This is a genomic window from Rhodococcus sp. G6(2025) (assembly GCF_058628105.1).
Genome location: NZ_CP179750.1, coordinates 5,270,344 through 5,286,049, shown reverse-complemented (window position 1 = coordinate 5,286,049; position 15,706 = coordinate 5,270,344). Strand labels below are relative to the sequence as shown.

Sequence of the window (15,706 nt, the reverse complement as noted above, 5' to 3'; positions counted from 1 at the left end):
ACGGCGCGGGCCGCGGCGGCTGTGGCGGAGAAAGCCCTGGCCACGCGGCTCGTTTTGATCGGCCGGACATTCTCAGGCAGAGTGAAGGTGTGGCCTTGTTCTCGGTGATCTACTTGATACTGTTTGTCTTTTGGCTGCTACTCATCGGCAGAATCATTGTCGAGTTCGTACGGACCTTCGCACGAGACTGGCGGCCAACCGGCGTCGTGGTCGTCATTCTCGAGGCGATTTTTACGGTCACCGATCCACCGGTCAAACTGCTACGGCGGTTGATCCCCCCGATCAATCTCGGTGGGGTGCGGTTGGATCTATCCATCATGGTCTTGCTGTTCATCGTCTTCATCCTGATGTCGATCGTTCAGGGACAAGCGCGTGCTACGGGTCTGGTGTGACAGAATGGACCCCATTGATCCAGTCTTGTTTCACCGTTACGTAGACTGCGCTGTAACTGAATGCTTGCTAGACCGCCAAATGACGCGTGAAGGGATCCTTCCATGCCGCTGACTCCCGCTGATGTGCACAATGTCGCGTTCAGCAAGCCACCGATCGGTAAGCGGGGCTACAACGAAGACGAAGTCGATGCGTTTCTCGACCTCGTCGAGCAAGAGTTGTCGCGCCTGATCGAGGAGAACGCCGACCTTCGGCAGCGAGTAGGGGAGCTCGACAAGGAGCTCGCCGATGCGAAGAAGGCTCCACGCTCCGGGTCCGCAGCACCGACTCCCGCCCCCAAGGCGGAGCCGGCTCGCGTGGTCGAGCAGCCCAAGGCTCCCGCGCCGGCACCGGCTCCCGCCGCTGCAGCCGCGGCCGCTCCCGCCCAGGGCGCCGACGCTCACATGCAGGCCGCCAAGGTTCTGGGTCTCGCCCAGGAGATGGCGGACCGCCTCACGAGTGACGCGAAGACGGAGTCCGAGCAGCTGCTCGGCAACGCGCGCACCAACTCGGAGCAGCTGGTCAGCGACGCACGGACCCGTTCCGAGACGATGATCGCGGACGCCCGCCAGAAGTCGGAAGCACTGATCGCCGACGCTCAGACCCGGTCCGAGACCCAGCTGCGCCAGGCCAAGGAGAAGGCCGATGCGCTGCAGGCGGACGCGGAGAAGAAGCACACCGAGATCATGGCGACGATCAACCAGCAGCGTTCCGTGCTCGAGGGTCGTATCGAGCAGCTCAAGACGTTCGAGCGCGAATACCGTGTGCGCCTGAAGTCGTACCTGGAGTCGCAGCTCGAGGAACTGGAGCAGCGGGGATCCGCAGTTCCGGTGGACGGCGGTCAGGATTCGTTCGCGCAGGGTGGATCGCAGTCCAACTACAGCCAGTCCTACGCCAAGGGCAATAGCTGACTGAGCGCGCGGTAGTTGCCCAGCCAGCGGCCCGGATAGAGGTTGAGCCGTGCTGGTCGTGACACTCGCTCTTGCAGCGGTGGGGTTCGCTCTCCTAGTGGTGGCTCTCATGACCGGTTCGGTCGTGTGGGCCTGGGGATGCATCGTGGTGTGCGTCGCCGGAGCGGTCCTGCTGCTCGTCAGCGCCCTTGCAGGCAAGAAGGCGGCGGCCGTTCCGGGGCAACCCACGAGCGGTGTCCCCGGTGACCGCGGTCCCACACGGGACGCGGACACGGCGCCCGGATCCGACGAGGGCGACTGAGCTGCCGTATCCCGGTGCCGATTGAGCCGCCCCGCGGCGGTGGCGGCTAGACTGCATTCAGCGAATAATTCAGTAACCGAGTTTCGCGGCGACGATCCGGCCATCACCGGGGAGCCTTCGGAAGAACGGCCGGCACGCCGGCTCAGTAGAACCGAACGGGTGGGCCCGTCACAGCCCGGCACCGAGAGGCGCCCTCCGGGGTGCAAGCGGGGTGGTACCGCGGTGGTGACGCAGGAGGCGTCTCCGTCGTCCCCGTGCCGAGTACGTCAGGCACGAGGAGATCGCGGTGACCGACACCAGCAACGTGACCAGCAGCAACGAGTCCTACCCCAAGGTCGACTACGGCGTCTCCCAGGACGCGGGTGTCCGGTTTCCCCAGATCGAGCAGCGTGTGCTGGCCGGCTGGGACGAGGACGACACCTTCCGGGCGTCGGTCGCCCAGCGTGACGACGCCCCCGAATTCGTGTTCTACGACGGTCCGCCGTTCGCGAACGGTCTCCCACACTACGGCCACCTCCTGACGGGGTACGTCAAGGATCTGATCCCGCGGTTCCAGACCATGCGCGGCAACAAGGTCGAGCGCCGATTCGGCTGGGACTGCCACGGACTGCCCGCCGAACTCGAGGCGGAGAAGCAGCTCGGCATCAAGGACAAGTCCGAGATCGACGTCATGGGTCTCGAGAAGTTCAACGAGTACTGCAAGTCCTCCGTGCTGCGATACACGGACGAGTGGCGCGACTACGTCACCCGGCAGGCCCGGTGGGTCGACTTCGACAACGACTACAAGACCCTGGACCTCGACTTCATGGAGTCGGTCATGTGGGCGTTCAAGGAACTGTTCGACAAGGGCCTGATCTACCAGGGCTTCCGTGTGCTGCCGTACAGCTGGTACGAGCAGACGCCGCTGTCGAACCAGGAGACCCGGCTCGACGACGCGTACAAGATGCGCCAGGATCCCGCCGTCACGGTCGACATGCCGCTGCACGGCGAGGGCCCGCTCGACGGAGCCAACGCGATCATCTGGACCACCACGCCGTGGACGCTGCCGTCCAACCTCGCGGTCGCGGTGCACCCGGACATCGACTACGTCCAGGTGACGGGCGCGGACGGCAAACGCTACGTGCTCGCCAAGGATCGGCTGGGGCACTATGCCCGCGAACTCGGCGAGGCACCCGAGGTGCTGTCCGAGCACAAGGGTGCGGACCTCGTCGGGCTCCACTACGACCCGCCGTTCGACTTCTTCGTCGGTCACGAGAACGCGCACCGCGTCATCTCCGCCGACTACGTCACCACCGAGTCCGGTACCGGAATCGTCCACCTCGCACCGGCTTTCGGTGAAGAGGACATGGAGTACTGCACGGCGAACGGGATCGAGATCGTGCAGCCGCTCGACCCGGGCGGCAAGTTCACGGCGATGGTGCCGCCGTACGAGGGTCTCCAGGTGTTCGACGCGAACCCGGTGATCATCAAGGACCTCAAGGCTGCTGGAAAGTTGCTGCGGCACGAGACGATCGAGCACTCGTACCCGCACAGCTGGCGCAGCGGGCAGCCGCTGATCTACATGGCGGTCCCGTCGTGGTTCGTCGCGGTCACCAAGTTCCGCGACCGCATGGTCGAGCTGAACCAGGACATCACGTGGGTGCCCGAGCACATCCGCGACGGACAGTTCGGCAAGTGGCTCGAGGGCGCCCGCGACTGGAACATCAGCCGCAACCGGTACTGGGGCAGCCCGATTCCGGTGTGGGTGTCCGACGACCCGGCGTACCCGCGCACGGACGTGTACGGCTCGCTTGACGAACTCGAGCGCGACTTCGGGGTGCGGCCGACGGATCTGCATCGGCCGATGATCGACGACCTGGTGCGCCCGAACCCGGACGACCCGACCGGGAAGTCGATGATGCGGCGTGTCCCCGAGGTCCTCGACTGCTGGTTCGAGTCCGGCTCGATGCCGTACGCGCAGGTGCACTACCCGTTCGAGAACCGTGAGTGGTTCGACGGCCACTTCCCGGGCGATTTCATCGTCGAGTACAACGGGCAGACCCGCGGCTGGTTCTACACGCTGCACGTGCTGGCGACGGCGCTGTTCGATCGTCCCGCCTTCAAGACCGTTGCGGCTCACGGCATCGTCCTGGGTGAAGACGGACTGAAGATGAGCAAGTCCAAGGGCAACTACCCGGACGTGAAGGAGGTGTTCGAGCGGGACGGCTCGGACGCCATGCGCTGGTTCCTCATGTCCTCGCCGATCCTGCGCGGCGGAAACCTCGTCGTCACCGAACAGGGCATCCGCGAGGGTGTCCGGCAGGCGCTGCTGCCGCTGTGGAACGCGTGGAGCTTCCTGCAGCTGTACGCGCCGACGTCCGGTGAGTGGCGCACGGATTCGACGAACGTCCTGGACCGGTACATCCTCGCGAAGCTGGCCGGAACCCGGGACGCCATCACCGGCGCGCTCGAGACGAACGACATCGCCGGGGCGTGTGACGAACTGCGCACGTTCTGCGACGCGCTGACGAACTGGTATGTGCGGCGGTCGCGTTCGCGCTTCTGGGACGAGGACAAGGACGCCGTCGACACCCTGCACACGGTGCTCGAGGTGGTCACCCGGCTCGCCGCTCCGTTGCTGCCCCTGATCAGCGAGGTCATCTGGCGAGGACTGACCGGCGGACGGTCCGTGCATCTCGCGGACTGGCCGGCCCACGGTCAGCTGCCGGCGGATGCGGAGTTGGTGTCGGCGATGGACGAGGTGCGGTCGGTGTGCTCGACGGTGCTGGGACTGCGCAAGGCGCAGAACCTCCGGGTGCGGCTGCCGCTGCCCGAGGTGACGGTCGCGTCCGACGACGCGGAGCGCCTGCGCCCGTACCTGGGTCTCATCGCCGACGAGGTCAACGTCAAGAAGGTCGACCTCACCACCGACGTGGACGTGCACGGCCGGTTCGAGCTCGTCGTCAACGCGCGCGCCGCGGGACCGCGCCTGGGCAAGGACGTGCAGACCGTCATCAAGGCCGTGAAGGCCGGTGACTGGTCGGAGAATTCGGACGGCGTCGTCGTCGCGGCGGGGATCGAGTTGCTGCCGGAGGAGTACACGCAGCGGCTCGTGGCCGCCGAACCGGAGTCGACGGCAGCCCTGCCCGACGGGGCCGGTCTGGTCGTCCTGGACTCGGCGGTCACCGAGGAACTGGAAGCCGAGGGGTGGGCGAAGGACCGGATCCGCGAGTTGCAGGACGCGCGGCGCGCCGCCGGGCTCGAGGTGTCCGATCGGATCACCGTCGTCCTCGACGTGCCCGAAGAGCGGCGGGACTGGGCGCTCGCGCACCGCGAGCTGATCGCGGGTGAGATCCTTGCCGTCGAACTGGAACTGGCCGAGGCGCCGGGCGACGCCGTCGAGCTCGGTGAGGGTGTGCGGGCGGCGATCGCGAAGGCGTGACCTGTCGGACCGGGCGGGTATTTTGCATCAGGTGAGTCGTCGGTGGGTGCTGCACCTCGACATGGACGCGTTCTTCGCGTCGGTCGAGCAGCTCACCCGGCCGACGCTCCGCGGCCGCCCGGTTCTCGTCGGTGGTCTCGGCGGGCGCGGCGTCGTTGCCGGCGCCAGCTACGAGGCGCGGGTGTTCGGCGCGCGTTCGGCCATGCCGATGCATCAGGCCCGCCGGCTGGTGGGTCCGGGTGCGGTGGTGCTGCCGCCGCGGGGTCGCCTTTACGGCATGTTGAGCAAGTCCGTGTTCGACGCGCTCCGCGGCCCGATGCCGGTGCTCGAGCAACTGTCGATGGACGAGGCGTTCGGCGAACCCATCGAGCTGGCCGGGGCGGATGCGGGCACGGTGCAACGCTATTGCGAGGGACTGCGCGCCCTGGTGCTCGAGGAGACGGGACTGGTCGCGTCCATCGGCGCCGGGTCGGGCAAGCAGGTGGCCAAGATCGCGTCCGGTCTGGCCAAACCCGACGGGATCACGGTGATCCCGCCGGACGAGCAGCATGCGGTGCTGGACGAGCTTCCGGTGCGGAAGCTGTGGGGAATCGGCCCGGTCGCGGAGGAGAAGCTGAAGCGGCTCGGCATCGAGACCATCGGCGGCTTCGCGCGGACCCCGGAATCGGAGGTGGCGTCCATTCTGGGCACCACGGTCGGACCGGGCCTGCACCGGTTGGCGCAGGGCATCGACAATCGGCCGGTCGCCGAACGCGCCGAGTCCAAACAGGTCAGTGCGGAGACGACTTTCGCCACCGACATCGTCACGATGGCGGAGTTGCGCGGTGCCGTCGAGTCGAGCGCTGCGTCCGCGTTCGGGCGCCTGCAGAAGGACGGCCGGGCCGCGCGGACGGTGGTGCTGAAGCTGAAGAAGGCGGACATGAGCATCGTGACGCGCTCGGTCACGCTGCCCTACGCGACCCTCGACCGTCAGATCCTCGTCGCGGCGGCGCAGCGGCAGGTGATCGATCCGCTCGAACTCGGGCCGGTGCGTCTGGTCGGGGTGGGATTCGCCGGACTGTCGACGGTCCGCCAGGGCTCGCTGTTCCCCGAACTGGACCTGGACGTCCCGGGTTATCAGGAGTCGAAGATCACGGAGGCGGGCGCCGACGACGGCCTCTCCGCGCCCACACCCGCACCCGCCCGGGCGATCGACACCCGGTGGCATCCCGGTCTCGACGTGACGCACCCGGACTTCGGTCACGGCTGGGTGCAGGGGGCGGGTCACGGTGTCGTGACCGTCCGATTCGAAACGCGCACAACGGGTCCGGGGAAGGCGCGGACCTTCAAGGAGGACGACGCACAACTCGAACAGGCCGATGTGGAAGGCTCGCTCGAGTGACCGGACCCACCGCCCGGACGAAGGAGTGGAGACCGGCTCCACGAGAAGGTAGCCTCGGGCGCTGATGCTTACCCTTGGGTAATGTTGGCCCGGGTAGCGATAGATGCTCAGATCGTCCGAGAACGAACACCGAGAATGAAGAGGTTATTGAGTTGAAGCTTCGTAAGATCACGGTTGCCGGAGTAGCAATCGCCGCAGCCCTCACGATGTCCGCGTGTGGCTCCGACGAGAGCGACACGGCGACCAAGACCACGACGACGACTTCCGCAGCTGCCGAGACCTCGGAAGCCATCGAGGTGCCCACCGCGGCCGATCTCAACGCGCTTCTGGTGCAGGGCCTCGATCCGGCCACGCCGCTCGAGGTCAAGTCCGCGATGGTCGAGGGCTCGGAGCAGGATCCGGAGCTCATCAACCAGGTCGCCGCCGCAGCCAAGGCCAACAACGCTGAGGTCACCGTTCTCGACCCGGTCATCGACAACGGTGACGGCACCGCCAGCGGCCAGCTGCAGCTGACCGTCAACGGCCAGGTCCAGCAGGGTGGCGTCCCGGCCATCTTCGTTCCCGGCGAGAACGGAACGTGGAAGCTGTCGAAGATCACCGCATGCCAGATCGTGTCGCTCGCGCAGCTGACCTCGCCTGCATGCCCTGCCTGATTCCAGGCCGAATGACGCGGTCCTGACGGATCGCCGCGTTCTACCATCGATGCCGGTGTCCCCTCGGGGACACCGGCATCGATGGTTCGTGGCCTGGTCGGTTCAGCCGGCGGGGGCGGGTGCGAGCTTCGCGACGGCGGTGGCCGTCAGGTCGCCGAGGACGCCGGCGTCGATCGGGTCCTGGCCCGTCGCGACCAATTGAGTGACGGTGCTCCCGACGACGACCACCACCACGTCCGAGACCAGACTGACGCCCTCGCTGGTGGTGACGAGCCGGAACGCCACCGATGCGTCGCCCGCGGGCTGCTGCTCGCGGCCGCCGACCCGGTACTGCACCTGCACGCCGTCGGCGTCCGTGCCGGTGTACTCGGTGCATCCCACCAGCCGGTCCTGCACCGCCGCGAACGCCGCGGAGGCGTCGGCGCCGGTGCCGTAACTGGCCGCGTCCTGGTCGATGGTCGCGAAGCCGGGGCCGGTGAACCAGCCGGACGCCGACGCCACCGCGCCCGCACGCTGATCCGCGACGGGCGACAGCACGGCGCCGCATTCCGCGGGATCCGTGCTCGACTTGTCGGAGTCCGCCGACCCCGACGCCGGAGGCAGCCCCAGATCGTCCTCGGGATCGGGCACGGGGGTGAAGCCGACGGGAAGGTCCCCGACGTCGAGGAGAGCCGCCTTCAGCGCGCCCCGATCGGTGAACGGTGTGCCCGCCGCATCCGGCGCTGCGGTCACCACCGGTCCGAGCGGCGCGAGTGAGGCGCCGGCACCGGAGTCGCCGGACGCGCTCGACGAGCACGCCGACAGTGCGAGCACCGCGAAGAGGGAACAGGATGCGGCGACGGTTCCGCGGCGCATCAGGAACCCCACCGGACCGAGTTCGACGTGGTCTGGTGCAGGCGGGTGGAGCCGTCCGGGTCGCTGTACTCCTGGTCACCGCGCACGGTCACCGTCCCGGTGACGGGCAGCGGAAGGCCGAGGTCGACGGTCATGGTGCCCGAGCCCTGCATCACGTACTGGTCGACGTTCAGCGTGCCCGCCTCCCCGGGCAGCTCCCAGACGGGGGACTTCGGTTTCTGGTCGATCGTGTAGTCGACGGTGAGGCGGTTGCCGTCCCGGGCGGTCAGGGTGGCCACCGTGGTCTGGTCGAGGGCGATGCCGCTCATCACCTGCTGGTGGATCGTCCACTGGGCGCCTACACCGACCGGCTCCGCCGGAAACGGGACGGTGCGGTACACGGCCTGGTAGAACGCCTGCTCGATCGCGGAACGGGCGATGTCCTGAGCTTCGGCGTCCGGACGCAGTCGCAGTGCGGTGATCGCACCGGTGGGGTCGACGGTGAATCCGGCGCCCGAACCGGCACTGGCCTCGAGCGCGCTGCCGAGCCGGTCGTCGGGGCTGGTGACGTCACCGAGCGTGAGGTCGACCGTGGTGCCGCCGTCGGTGTCGTCGGTCGACTGCCCGACGACGGCGGTGAGGGGGAGTGTGATCTCGGGTGAGGAGAAGTCCTGGGCGGGCTGGTCGTCGATCTGCTGGAACACCTGTGCGTCGGTGATCAACTGCACCTGCTGCGTGACCCCCACCGGCGGTCTGCGCTGGATCACCTCGCGCGGCTCCTCGCCGGGCTGGATCAGTTCGACGGTGGTCGCGGAGATCGGGACGGTCACTTCGGCGGGCGTGGACGTGGACCCTGCGGGGTTCGACTCCGAGGAGTCGCCGTCATCTCCGCACCCGGCGGTCAGAGCGACCAGGGAGAGGGTTGCGGCGAGTAGGCAGAATCCGGGTCGCAGAGCTTTCGAGAACAGTGGCACGCCCCCAGGTTAGTGCGCGCGGGAGCGCGTGAACGGAGGCTTGCCTCCGTAGTGGATGATGAACGGGTGAGTCAAGACCCCACGGCAGAGAACGAGACCGACGCCGAAGACCGAAACGACGGTGACCCGTCCGGCAGCGCACCGCCGCAGCCGGTGAAGCATCAGCGCAGGCTGCTGCTCTTCGTGATCGCAGGTGTCGTCCTGGCCACGGACCTGCTGACGAAGATCCTCGCCGTCGCCAACATCGAGCCCGGCCGGCCGGTCTGGCTGATCGGGGACATCGTCTCGCTGCGGCTCGTGCGCAACCCGGGCGCGGCGTTCTCGATGGCCACCGGCATGACGTGGCTGCTCACGCTCGTCGCCGTGGGTGTGGTGATCGGCGTCGTCCGCATCGGCCGCACGCTGCGGTCGCCGTGGTGGGCGCTCGGTCTGGGGCTGGTACTCGGCGGCGCCCTCGGCAACCTCGTCGACCGGTTCTTCCGGGCGCCGGGAGTGATGCAGGGGCACGTCGTCGATTTCGTGTCCGTCGGCTGGTGGCCGGTGTTCAACGTGGCGGATTCCGGCATCGTGTGCGGTGCGATCCTGCTCGTCGTGCTCACCCTGATCGGGCTGGAACCGGACGGAACACGTAAGGGGGTAGAGAAGTGAGGGAAACACGGTCGATGCCGGTCCCGGACGGGCTCGAAGCGATGAGGGTCGACGCCGGACTCGCTCGACTACTCGGGTTGTCGCGCACCGCGGTGGCTCAGCTCACCGAGGAAGGCTCGGTGCTCGTCGACGGCGCGCCCGTCGGCAAGTCGGATCGCCTGTCCGCAGGCGCCTGGCTCGAGGTGGAACTGCCCGAACCGCCGCGTCCGCTGACCATCGAGGCGGAACCCGTCGAGGGCATGGAAATCCTGTACGCCGACGACGACGTGGTCGCCGTCGACAAACCGGTCGGTGTCGCCGCCCACGCCAGTGTGGGCTGGACGGGTCCGACGGTGATCGGCGGACTCGCCGCCGCAGGCTTCCGGATCTCGACGTCCGGTGCGCACGAGCGCCAGGGCATCGTGCATCGGCTGGACGTCGGCACGTCCGGAGTGATGGTGGTGGCCACGTCGGAACGCGCCTACACACTCCTCAAGCGCGCATTCAAGCAGCGGACAATCGACAAGCGGTACCACGCGCTGGTGCAGGGTCACCCGGATCCGAGCAGCGGAACCATCGACGCGCCGATCGGCAGGCACCGCAGCAACGACTGGAAGTTCGCCGTCACCGCGGACGGCAAGCCCAGCATCACGCACTACGACACGGTCGAGGCGTTCCAGGCGGCGAGCCTGCTGGACATCCACCTCGAAACGGGCCGGACCCATCAGATCCGCGTCCACTTCGCCGCACTGCGGCACCCGTGCTGCGGCGACCTCACGTACGGGGCCGATCCGCGGCTGGCGGAACGTCTCGGGCTGGAGCGGCAGTGGCTGCACGCCCGGTCGCTCGGTTTCGCGCATCCCGCGGACGGGCGGTGGGTCGAGATCACGTCCAAGTATCCGAAGGATCTCGAGGACGCTCTCGGGGTTCTGCGGGCGAGCTGATTTGAGGCACCCGCACCCGAGCGGTCCGGCGGTGCCGGCAGTGCTCACCGCCGTCGTCCTGATCGCGGTGACGGTCGTGCTCGGAGCACTGCACCCTGTCCGCCGGGCACCCGTGTCGACGGACACGTTGGGCCCGGACAACGGGGAAGTGGTGGCCGATTACCTGGCCCGGGCGGACCGATCACTCGACGCGGCGGACGGGCGCCGAGAGCACTGGGCGCTGGTGTCGTTCACGCGTCCGGTGACGACGGAGGTCGTCCGGGACGCCGCCTCCGGCACTCGGGTGTCGCAGGTTCTCTTCCGTGTGCCCCTGGACCGGGTGCAGACACCCCTCGTTCCCGTGTCCGTCGGGGCAGGCGATGCGGCGCTCGCACGGGCGAGCGTCCTGGCCGCCGGACGCGCCCAGGCGATGACGGGCGAAACGGAGCGGCAGGCGCAGATCGCGGCGGTGTCGTCGGAGGAACTCGCCCGGAACTGCGCGTGCGTGATCGGTGTCGTCGTCCGCGGTGATCACGAAGCCCTCACCGCGCTGCGGTCCGCCCCGGACGTCCGGGCGGTCGAGGCACTCGGAGCCGAAGCCGTCGCCGGGCGGTTCGCCGTGCGCCCGCTGCTGCCGGAGCAGGTCGAGATCGTCGCGCCCGGCCCCGACGACGGCATCGTCCCGGGGAGCGGTTCGTGAAGGCGAGGAAGGCGGAAACCGTGGGCGCCGCCTGCGGAGTCGGCGCCTACGTGCTGTGGGGCGCGTTCCCGGCGTTCTTCGGATTGCTCGGTCCGGCCGGGTCGGTGGAGATCCTCGCGCACCGGGTGGTGTGGACGCTCGCGCTCATGTTCGTCGTCCTCGCGGTCTCGGGCCGGCTCCGGTCGCTGCGCGGGCTGAGTGTGCGCACCTGGCTGCTGGTCTCGGCCGCGTCGACGGCCATCGCGGTGAACTGGGGCACCTATATCTACGGGGTCACCTCGGACCGGGTGGTCGAGACCGCGCTCGGCTACTTCATCAACCCGTTGGTGAGCGTGCTGCTCGGGGTCGTGATCTTCCGTGAGCGGCTCGTCCCCGCCCAGATCGTCGCCCTCGCGCTCGCCGCAACCGCGGTGATCGTGATCACCGTCGACTACGGGCATCCGCCGTACATCGCGCTGACCCTGGCCGCGTCGTTCGCCCTGTACGGGCTGTGCAAGAAGGTGGTGCCGCTCGACCCGCGGACGAGCCTGACCGCCGAGGGAATCGTGGCCGCGCCCGTCGCGATCGGCTACCTCGTGTTCCTCGCCCTCACCGGGGCCGGCACGTTCCTCGGGTTCGGGATCGGTCACACCCTGCTGCTGCTGGCCGCGGGACCGGTGACCGCGCTGCCGCTGTTGCTGTTCGGCGCGGCCGCGCAACGGGTGCCGTTGCGCACACTCGGCATGCTGCAGTACCTGACACCGGCGCTGCAGATGGCGTGGGGTGTCGCCGTTCTTCACGAGGACATGCCCGCGTCGCGGTGGATCGGTTTCGCGCTGATCTGGGTGGCACTCGCGATCTTCAGTACCGATGCGCTGGTACGGGTCCGGCGCGAGCGGCGAAATACCGAACCGTCCCAGGCGCCCGTCCAGTAACTCGCGTCACGACTTCTCCGACACCCGCCGTCGGCGACCGGTGCTGTCGGTCCGAGGGCCTACACTCGTGAGGCTCCCAGACCTTCAGAGAGGCGCACGTGGCTGACTCGTTCGTACATCTGCACAATCACACCGAGTACTCGATGCTCGACGGTGCGGCCAAGGTCGGCCCCCTGTTCGAAGAGGCCGAGCGACTGGGGATGTCGGCGGTCGGCATGACCGACCACGGCAACATGTACGGCGCCAGCGAGTTCTACAACGTCGCGAAGAAGCAGGGCATCAAGCCGATCATCGGCATCGAGGCGTACATCGCGCCCGAGTCCCGCTTCAACACCAAGCGCGTGCTGTGGGGCGACCGCAGCCAGAAGTCCGACGACGTCTCCGGTAGCGGTGCGTACACCCACATGACGATGGTCGCGGAGAACGCGACCGGTCTGCGGAACCTGTTCAAGCTGTCCTCGCTCGCGTCGATCGAGGGCCAGCTCGGCAAGTGGGCGCGGATGGACGAAGAGCTCATCGCCACCCACCACGAGGGCATCATCGCGACCACGGGCTGCCCGTCCGGTGAGATCCAGACCCGGCTGCGACTCGGCCACGACCGCGAGGCGCTCGAGGCCGCCGCCAAGTGGCAGGAGATCTGGGGCAAGGACAACTTCTTCCTCGAGCTGATGGACCACGGGCTCTCGATCGAGCGACGGGTGCGCGAGGGCCTGCTCGAGATCAGCAAGAAGCTCGAGATTCCGCCGCTCGCCACCAACGACTGCCACTACGTCACCAAGGAAGCCGCGGAGAACCACGAGGCGCTTCTCTGCATCCAGACCGGTAAGACGCTGTCCGACCCCACCCGGTTCAAATTCGACGGCGACGGCTACTACCTGAAGCCGGCCGCGGAGATGCGGGCGCTGTGGGACGACCAGGTGCCCGGCGCGTGCGACAACACACTGCTGATCGCCGAGCGGGTCCAGTCGTACGACGACGTCTGGGCGCACCACGACCGGATGCCGATCTTCCCGGTCCCCGAGGGTGAGACGCAGGGCACCTGGTTGCGCAAGGAGGTCATGCGCGGACTGGATCGCCGGTTCCCCGACGGACCCCCCGAGGAGTACCTCGCCCGCGCCGACTACGAGATCGGCGTCATCCTCGAAATGGGTTTCCCCGCCTACTTCCTCGTCGTCGGTGACCTCATCAACCACGCCCGGGAGGTCGGCATCCGCGTCGGCCCCGGCCGAGGCTCGGCGGCCGGGTCGCTCGTCGCCTACGCGATGGGCATCACCAACATCGACCCCATCCCGCACGGCCTGCTCTTCGAGCGGTTCCTGAACCCCGAGCGCGTCTCCATGCCCGATATCGACATCGACTTCGACGATCGCCGTCGCGGCGAGATGGTGCGCTACGCGACGGACAAGTGGGGCAGCGACCGCGTCGCCCAGGTCATCACGTTCGGCACCATCAAGACGAAGGCGGCCATCAAGGACTCCGCCCGAGTCCAGTTCGGTCAGCCCGGTTTCGCGATCGCCGACCAGATCACGAAGGCGCTGCCGCCGCCGATCATGGCCAAGGACATCTCGGTGTCCGGCATCACCGACCCGAACCACGAGCGCTACAAGGAAGCGGTGGAGGTTCGCGCCCTCATCGACTCCAACCCGGACGTCGCGAAGATCTACCAGACGGCCAAGGGACTCGAGGGCCTGATCCGTAACGCCGGCGTCCACGCCTGCGCGGTGATCATGTCGTCCGAACCGCTGATGGACGCGATTCCCGTGTGGAAGCGCGCCCAGGACGGCGCCATCATCACCGGCTGGGACTACCCGTCGTGCGAGGCCATCGGCCTGCTGAAGATGGACTTCCTCGGACTGCGGAACCTCACCGTCATCGGTGACGCCATCGACAACATCAAGGCCAACCGGGGGATCGACCTCGATCTCGACACCCTCGCGCTCGACGATCAAGCCACGTACGAACTGCTTTCGCGCGGAGACACTCTCGGCGTGTTCCAGCTCGACGGCAGCGCGATGCGCGACCTGCTGCGCCGTATGCAGCCCACCGGTTTCGAGGACATCGTCGCGGTGCTCGCGCTGTACCGGCCCGGTCCGATGGGCATGAACGCGCACAACGACTACGCCGACCGTAAGAACGGGCGGCAAGAGGTCAAACCCATCCACCCGGAACTCGAGGAGCCCCTGAAGGAGATCCTGGCCGACACGTACGGCCTGATCGTCTACCAGGAGCAGATCATGCAGATCGCTCAGAAGGTGGCCGGGTACTCGCTCGGACAGGCCGACATTCTCCGCCGAGCCATGGGTAAGAAGAAGCTCTCGGTGCTGGAGGAGGCGTACGCCGGCTTCCGGGAGGGCATGCTCGCCAACGAATTCTCCGAGCCCGCCATCAAGGCACTGTGGGACACCATCCTCCCGTTCGCCGGGTACGCGTTCAACAAGTCGCACGCGGCCGGGTACGGCCTGGTGTCGTTCTGGACCGGGTATCTCAAGGCCAACTATCCGGCCGAGTACATGGCCGGTCTGCTCACCTCGGTCGGTGACGACAAGGACAAGGCCGCCATCTACCTCGCGGACTGCCGCAAGATGGGTATCACCGTGCTGCCGCCGGACGTCAACGAATCGGAGGTCAACTTCGCCTCCGTCGGTGAGGACATCCGGTTCGGAATGGGCGCCGTCCGCAACGTCGGCGCCAACGTCGTGGGCTCGATCATCAAGGCGCGCAAGGAGAAGTCCAAGTTCGTCGACTTCTCGGACTACCTCAACAAGATCGACGCCGCCGCCTGCTCCAAGAAGGTCACCGAATCGCTGATCAAGGCAGGCGGGTTCGACTCGCTGGGCCATCCGCGCAAGGGACTCATGCTCGTCCACGCCGACGCCATCGACGCGGTGATGGGCACCAAGAAGGCGGAGGCGATCGGACAGTTCGACCTCTTCGGCGGCGACGACGCCGACGAGTCGATCTCCTCGGTCTTCAACGTGAAGATCCCCGAGGAAGAGTGGGACTCGAAGCACCGGTTGGCGCTGGAACGGGAAATGCTGGGACTGTACGTGTCCGGGCACCCGCTCAACGGCGTCGAACACGTGCTGTCGGCGCAGTCCGACACCGCGATCCCGACCATCCTCGAAGGCGACATCAAGGACGGCACCCAGGTCACCGTCGGCGGCATCCTCGCGTCGGTGAACCGGAGGATCAACAAGAACGGTCTCACCTGGGCGTCCGCGCAGCTCGAGGATTTGACCGGTGGTATCGAGGTGCTGTTCTTCCCGCAGGCCTACTCGGTGTACGGGATGGACGTCACGGAGGACTCCGTCGTGCTCGTCAAGGCGCGCGTGTCGATTCGTGACGACCGGATCTCACTCATCGCCAACGATCTTGCGGTGCCGGATCTCTCGGCGGTGGGGGTCGCGAAGCCGCTGGCGGTCAGTCTGCCGCTGCGTCAGTGCACCAAGGACAAGCTCGGCGCGCTGCGTCAGGTCCTCACGCGCCATCCGGGCACCTCGGACGTGCACGTGCGGGTGATCGGCGGCACCGAGGTCACGTTGTGGAAGGTGGATGACGTGCTCCGGGTGGAACCGTCGTCGGCGTTGATGGGCGATCTCAAGGCGCTGCTCGGACCGAGCTGCCTGTCCGTGTGACGG

Annotated in this window: 13 protein-coding genes; 11 read left to right on the top strand and 2 right to left on the bottom strand. The window is 67.6% G+C overall.

From position 1 onward, the window contains the following. Positions 1–89 precede the first annotated feature (89 nt). The 6 genes from ACLIVD_RS24275 (at position 90) to ACLIVD_RS24250 (ending at position 7,096) form a co-directional block, all read left to right on the top strand. Complete coding sequence (locus ACLIVD_RS24275) at positions 90–392, top strand: YggT family protein (RefSeq protein ID WP_005247609.1); 303 nt, start codon at positions 90–92, stop codon at positions 390–392. Positions 393–494: 102 nt separating this feature from the next. After that, complete coding sequence (gene wag31 / locus ACLIVD_RS24270) at positions 495–1,340, top strand: DivIVA-like cell division protein Wag31 (RefSeq protein WP_491930789.1); 846 nt, start codon at positions 495–497, stop codon at positions 1,338–1,340. 49 nt (positions 1,341–1,389) lie between these two features. After that, positions 1,390–1,641 carry a hypothetical protein gene (locus tag ACLIVD_RS24265; RefSeq protein WP_283334269.1) on the top strand — a complete coding sequence of 84 codons (252 nt, stop codon included), beginning with the start codon at positions 1,390–1,392 and terminating at the stop codon, positions 1,639–1,641. A gap of 286 nt (positions 1,642–1,927) precedes the next feature. Beyond that, positions 1,928–5,062 (top strand): isoleucine--tRNA ligase, encoded by a 3,135-nt coding sequence (gene ileS / locus ACLIVD_RS24260; protein ID WP_280782554.1) that lies wholly within the window; start codon positions 1,928–1,930, stop codon positions 5,060–5,062. A gap of 31 nt (positions 5,063–5,093) precedes the next feature. Further along, positions 5,094–6,443, top strand: coding sequence for a DNA polymerase IV (locus tag ACLIVD_RS24255; RefSeq protein WP_491930788.1), 1,350 nt, complete (start codon positions 5,094–5,096; stop codon positions 6,441–6,443). Positions 6,444–6,595: 152 nt separating this feature from the next. Continuing rightward, entirely contained in the window at positions 6,596–7,096 is a 501-nt protein-coding gene (locus tag ACLIVD_RS24250) for a WKL family lipoprotein (RefSeq protein ID WP_005247603.1), read from the top strand. A gap of 102 nt (positions 7,097–7,198) precedes the next feature. Here ACLIVD_RS24250 and ACLIVD_RS24245 read toward each other — a convergent pair whose 3' ends face one another. Next, on the bottom strand, positions 7,199–7,951 hold the full coding sequence (locus ACLIVD_RS24245) for a sensor domain-containing protein (protein ID WP_283334271.1): 753 nt from the start codon (positions 7,949–7,951) through the stop codon (positions 7,199–7,201). Then, entirely contained in the window at positions 7,951–8,904 is a 954-nt protein-coding gene (locus ACLIVD_RS24240) for a hypothetical protein (protein ID WP_491930787.1), read from the bottom strand. The genes ACLIVD_RS24245 and ACLIVD_RS24240 overlap by 1 nt, the downstream gene beginning before the upstream one ends. Positions 8,905–8,955: 51 nt before the next feature. Between ACLIVD_RS24240 and lspA the strand changes: the two genes are divergently transcribed. From lspA to dnaE, 5 genes are all read left to right on the top strand, one after another. Then, positions 8,956–9,552: a signal peptidase II gene (lspA, locus tag ACLIVD_RS24235; protein ID WP_280782551.1), complete on the top strand. Its 597-nt coding sequence runs from the start codon at positions 8,956–8,958 to the stop codon at positions 9,550–9,552. After that, a complete protein-coding gene (locus ACLIVD_RS24230) occupies positions 9,549–10,475 on the top strand; it encodes an RluA family pseudouridine synthase (protein ID WP_029537355.1) in 927 nt (308 codons plus the stop codon). The genes lspA and ACLIVD_RS24230 overlap by 4 nt, the downstream gene beginning before the upstream one ends. Before the next feature lies 1 nt (position 10,476). After that, complete coding sequence (locus ACLIVD_RS24225) at positions 10,477–11,154, top strand: hypothetical protein (protein WP_491930786.1); 678 nt, start codon at positions 10,477–10,479, stop codon at positions 11,152–11,154. Beyond that, on the top strand, positions 11,151–12,068 hold the full coding sequence (gene rarD, locus ACLIVD_RS24220; RefSeq protein ID WP_491930785.1) for an EamA family transporter RarD: 918 nt from the start codon (positions 11,151–11,153) through the stop codon (positions 12,066–12,068). Before ACLIVD_RS24225 ends, rarD begins: the two co-directional genes overlap by 4 nt. Before the next feature lie 98 nt (positions 12,069–12,166). Beyond that, positions 12,167–15,703, top strand: coding sequence for a DNA polymerase III subunit alpha (gene dnaE / locus ACLIVD_RS24215; protein WP_283352555.1), 3,537 nt, complete (start codon positions 12,167–12,169; stop codon positions 15,701–15,703). Positions 15,704–15,706 lie beyond the last annotated feature (3 nt).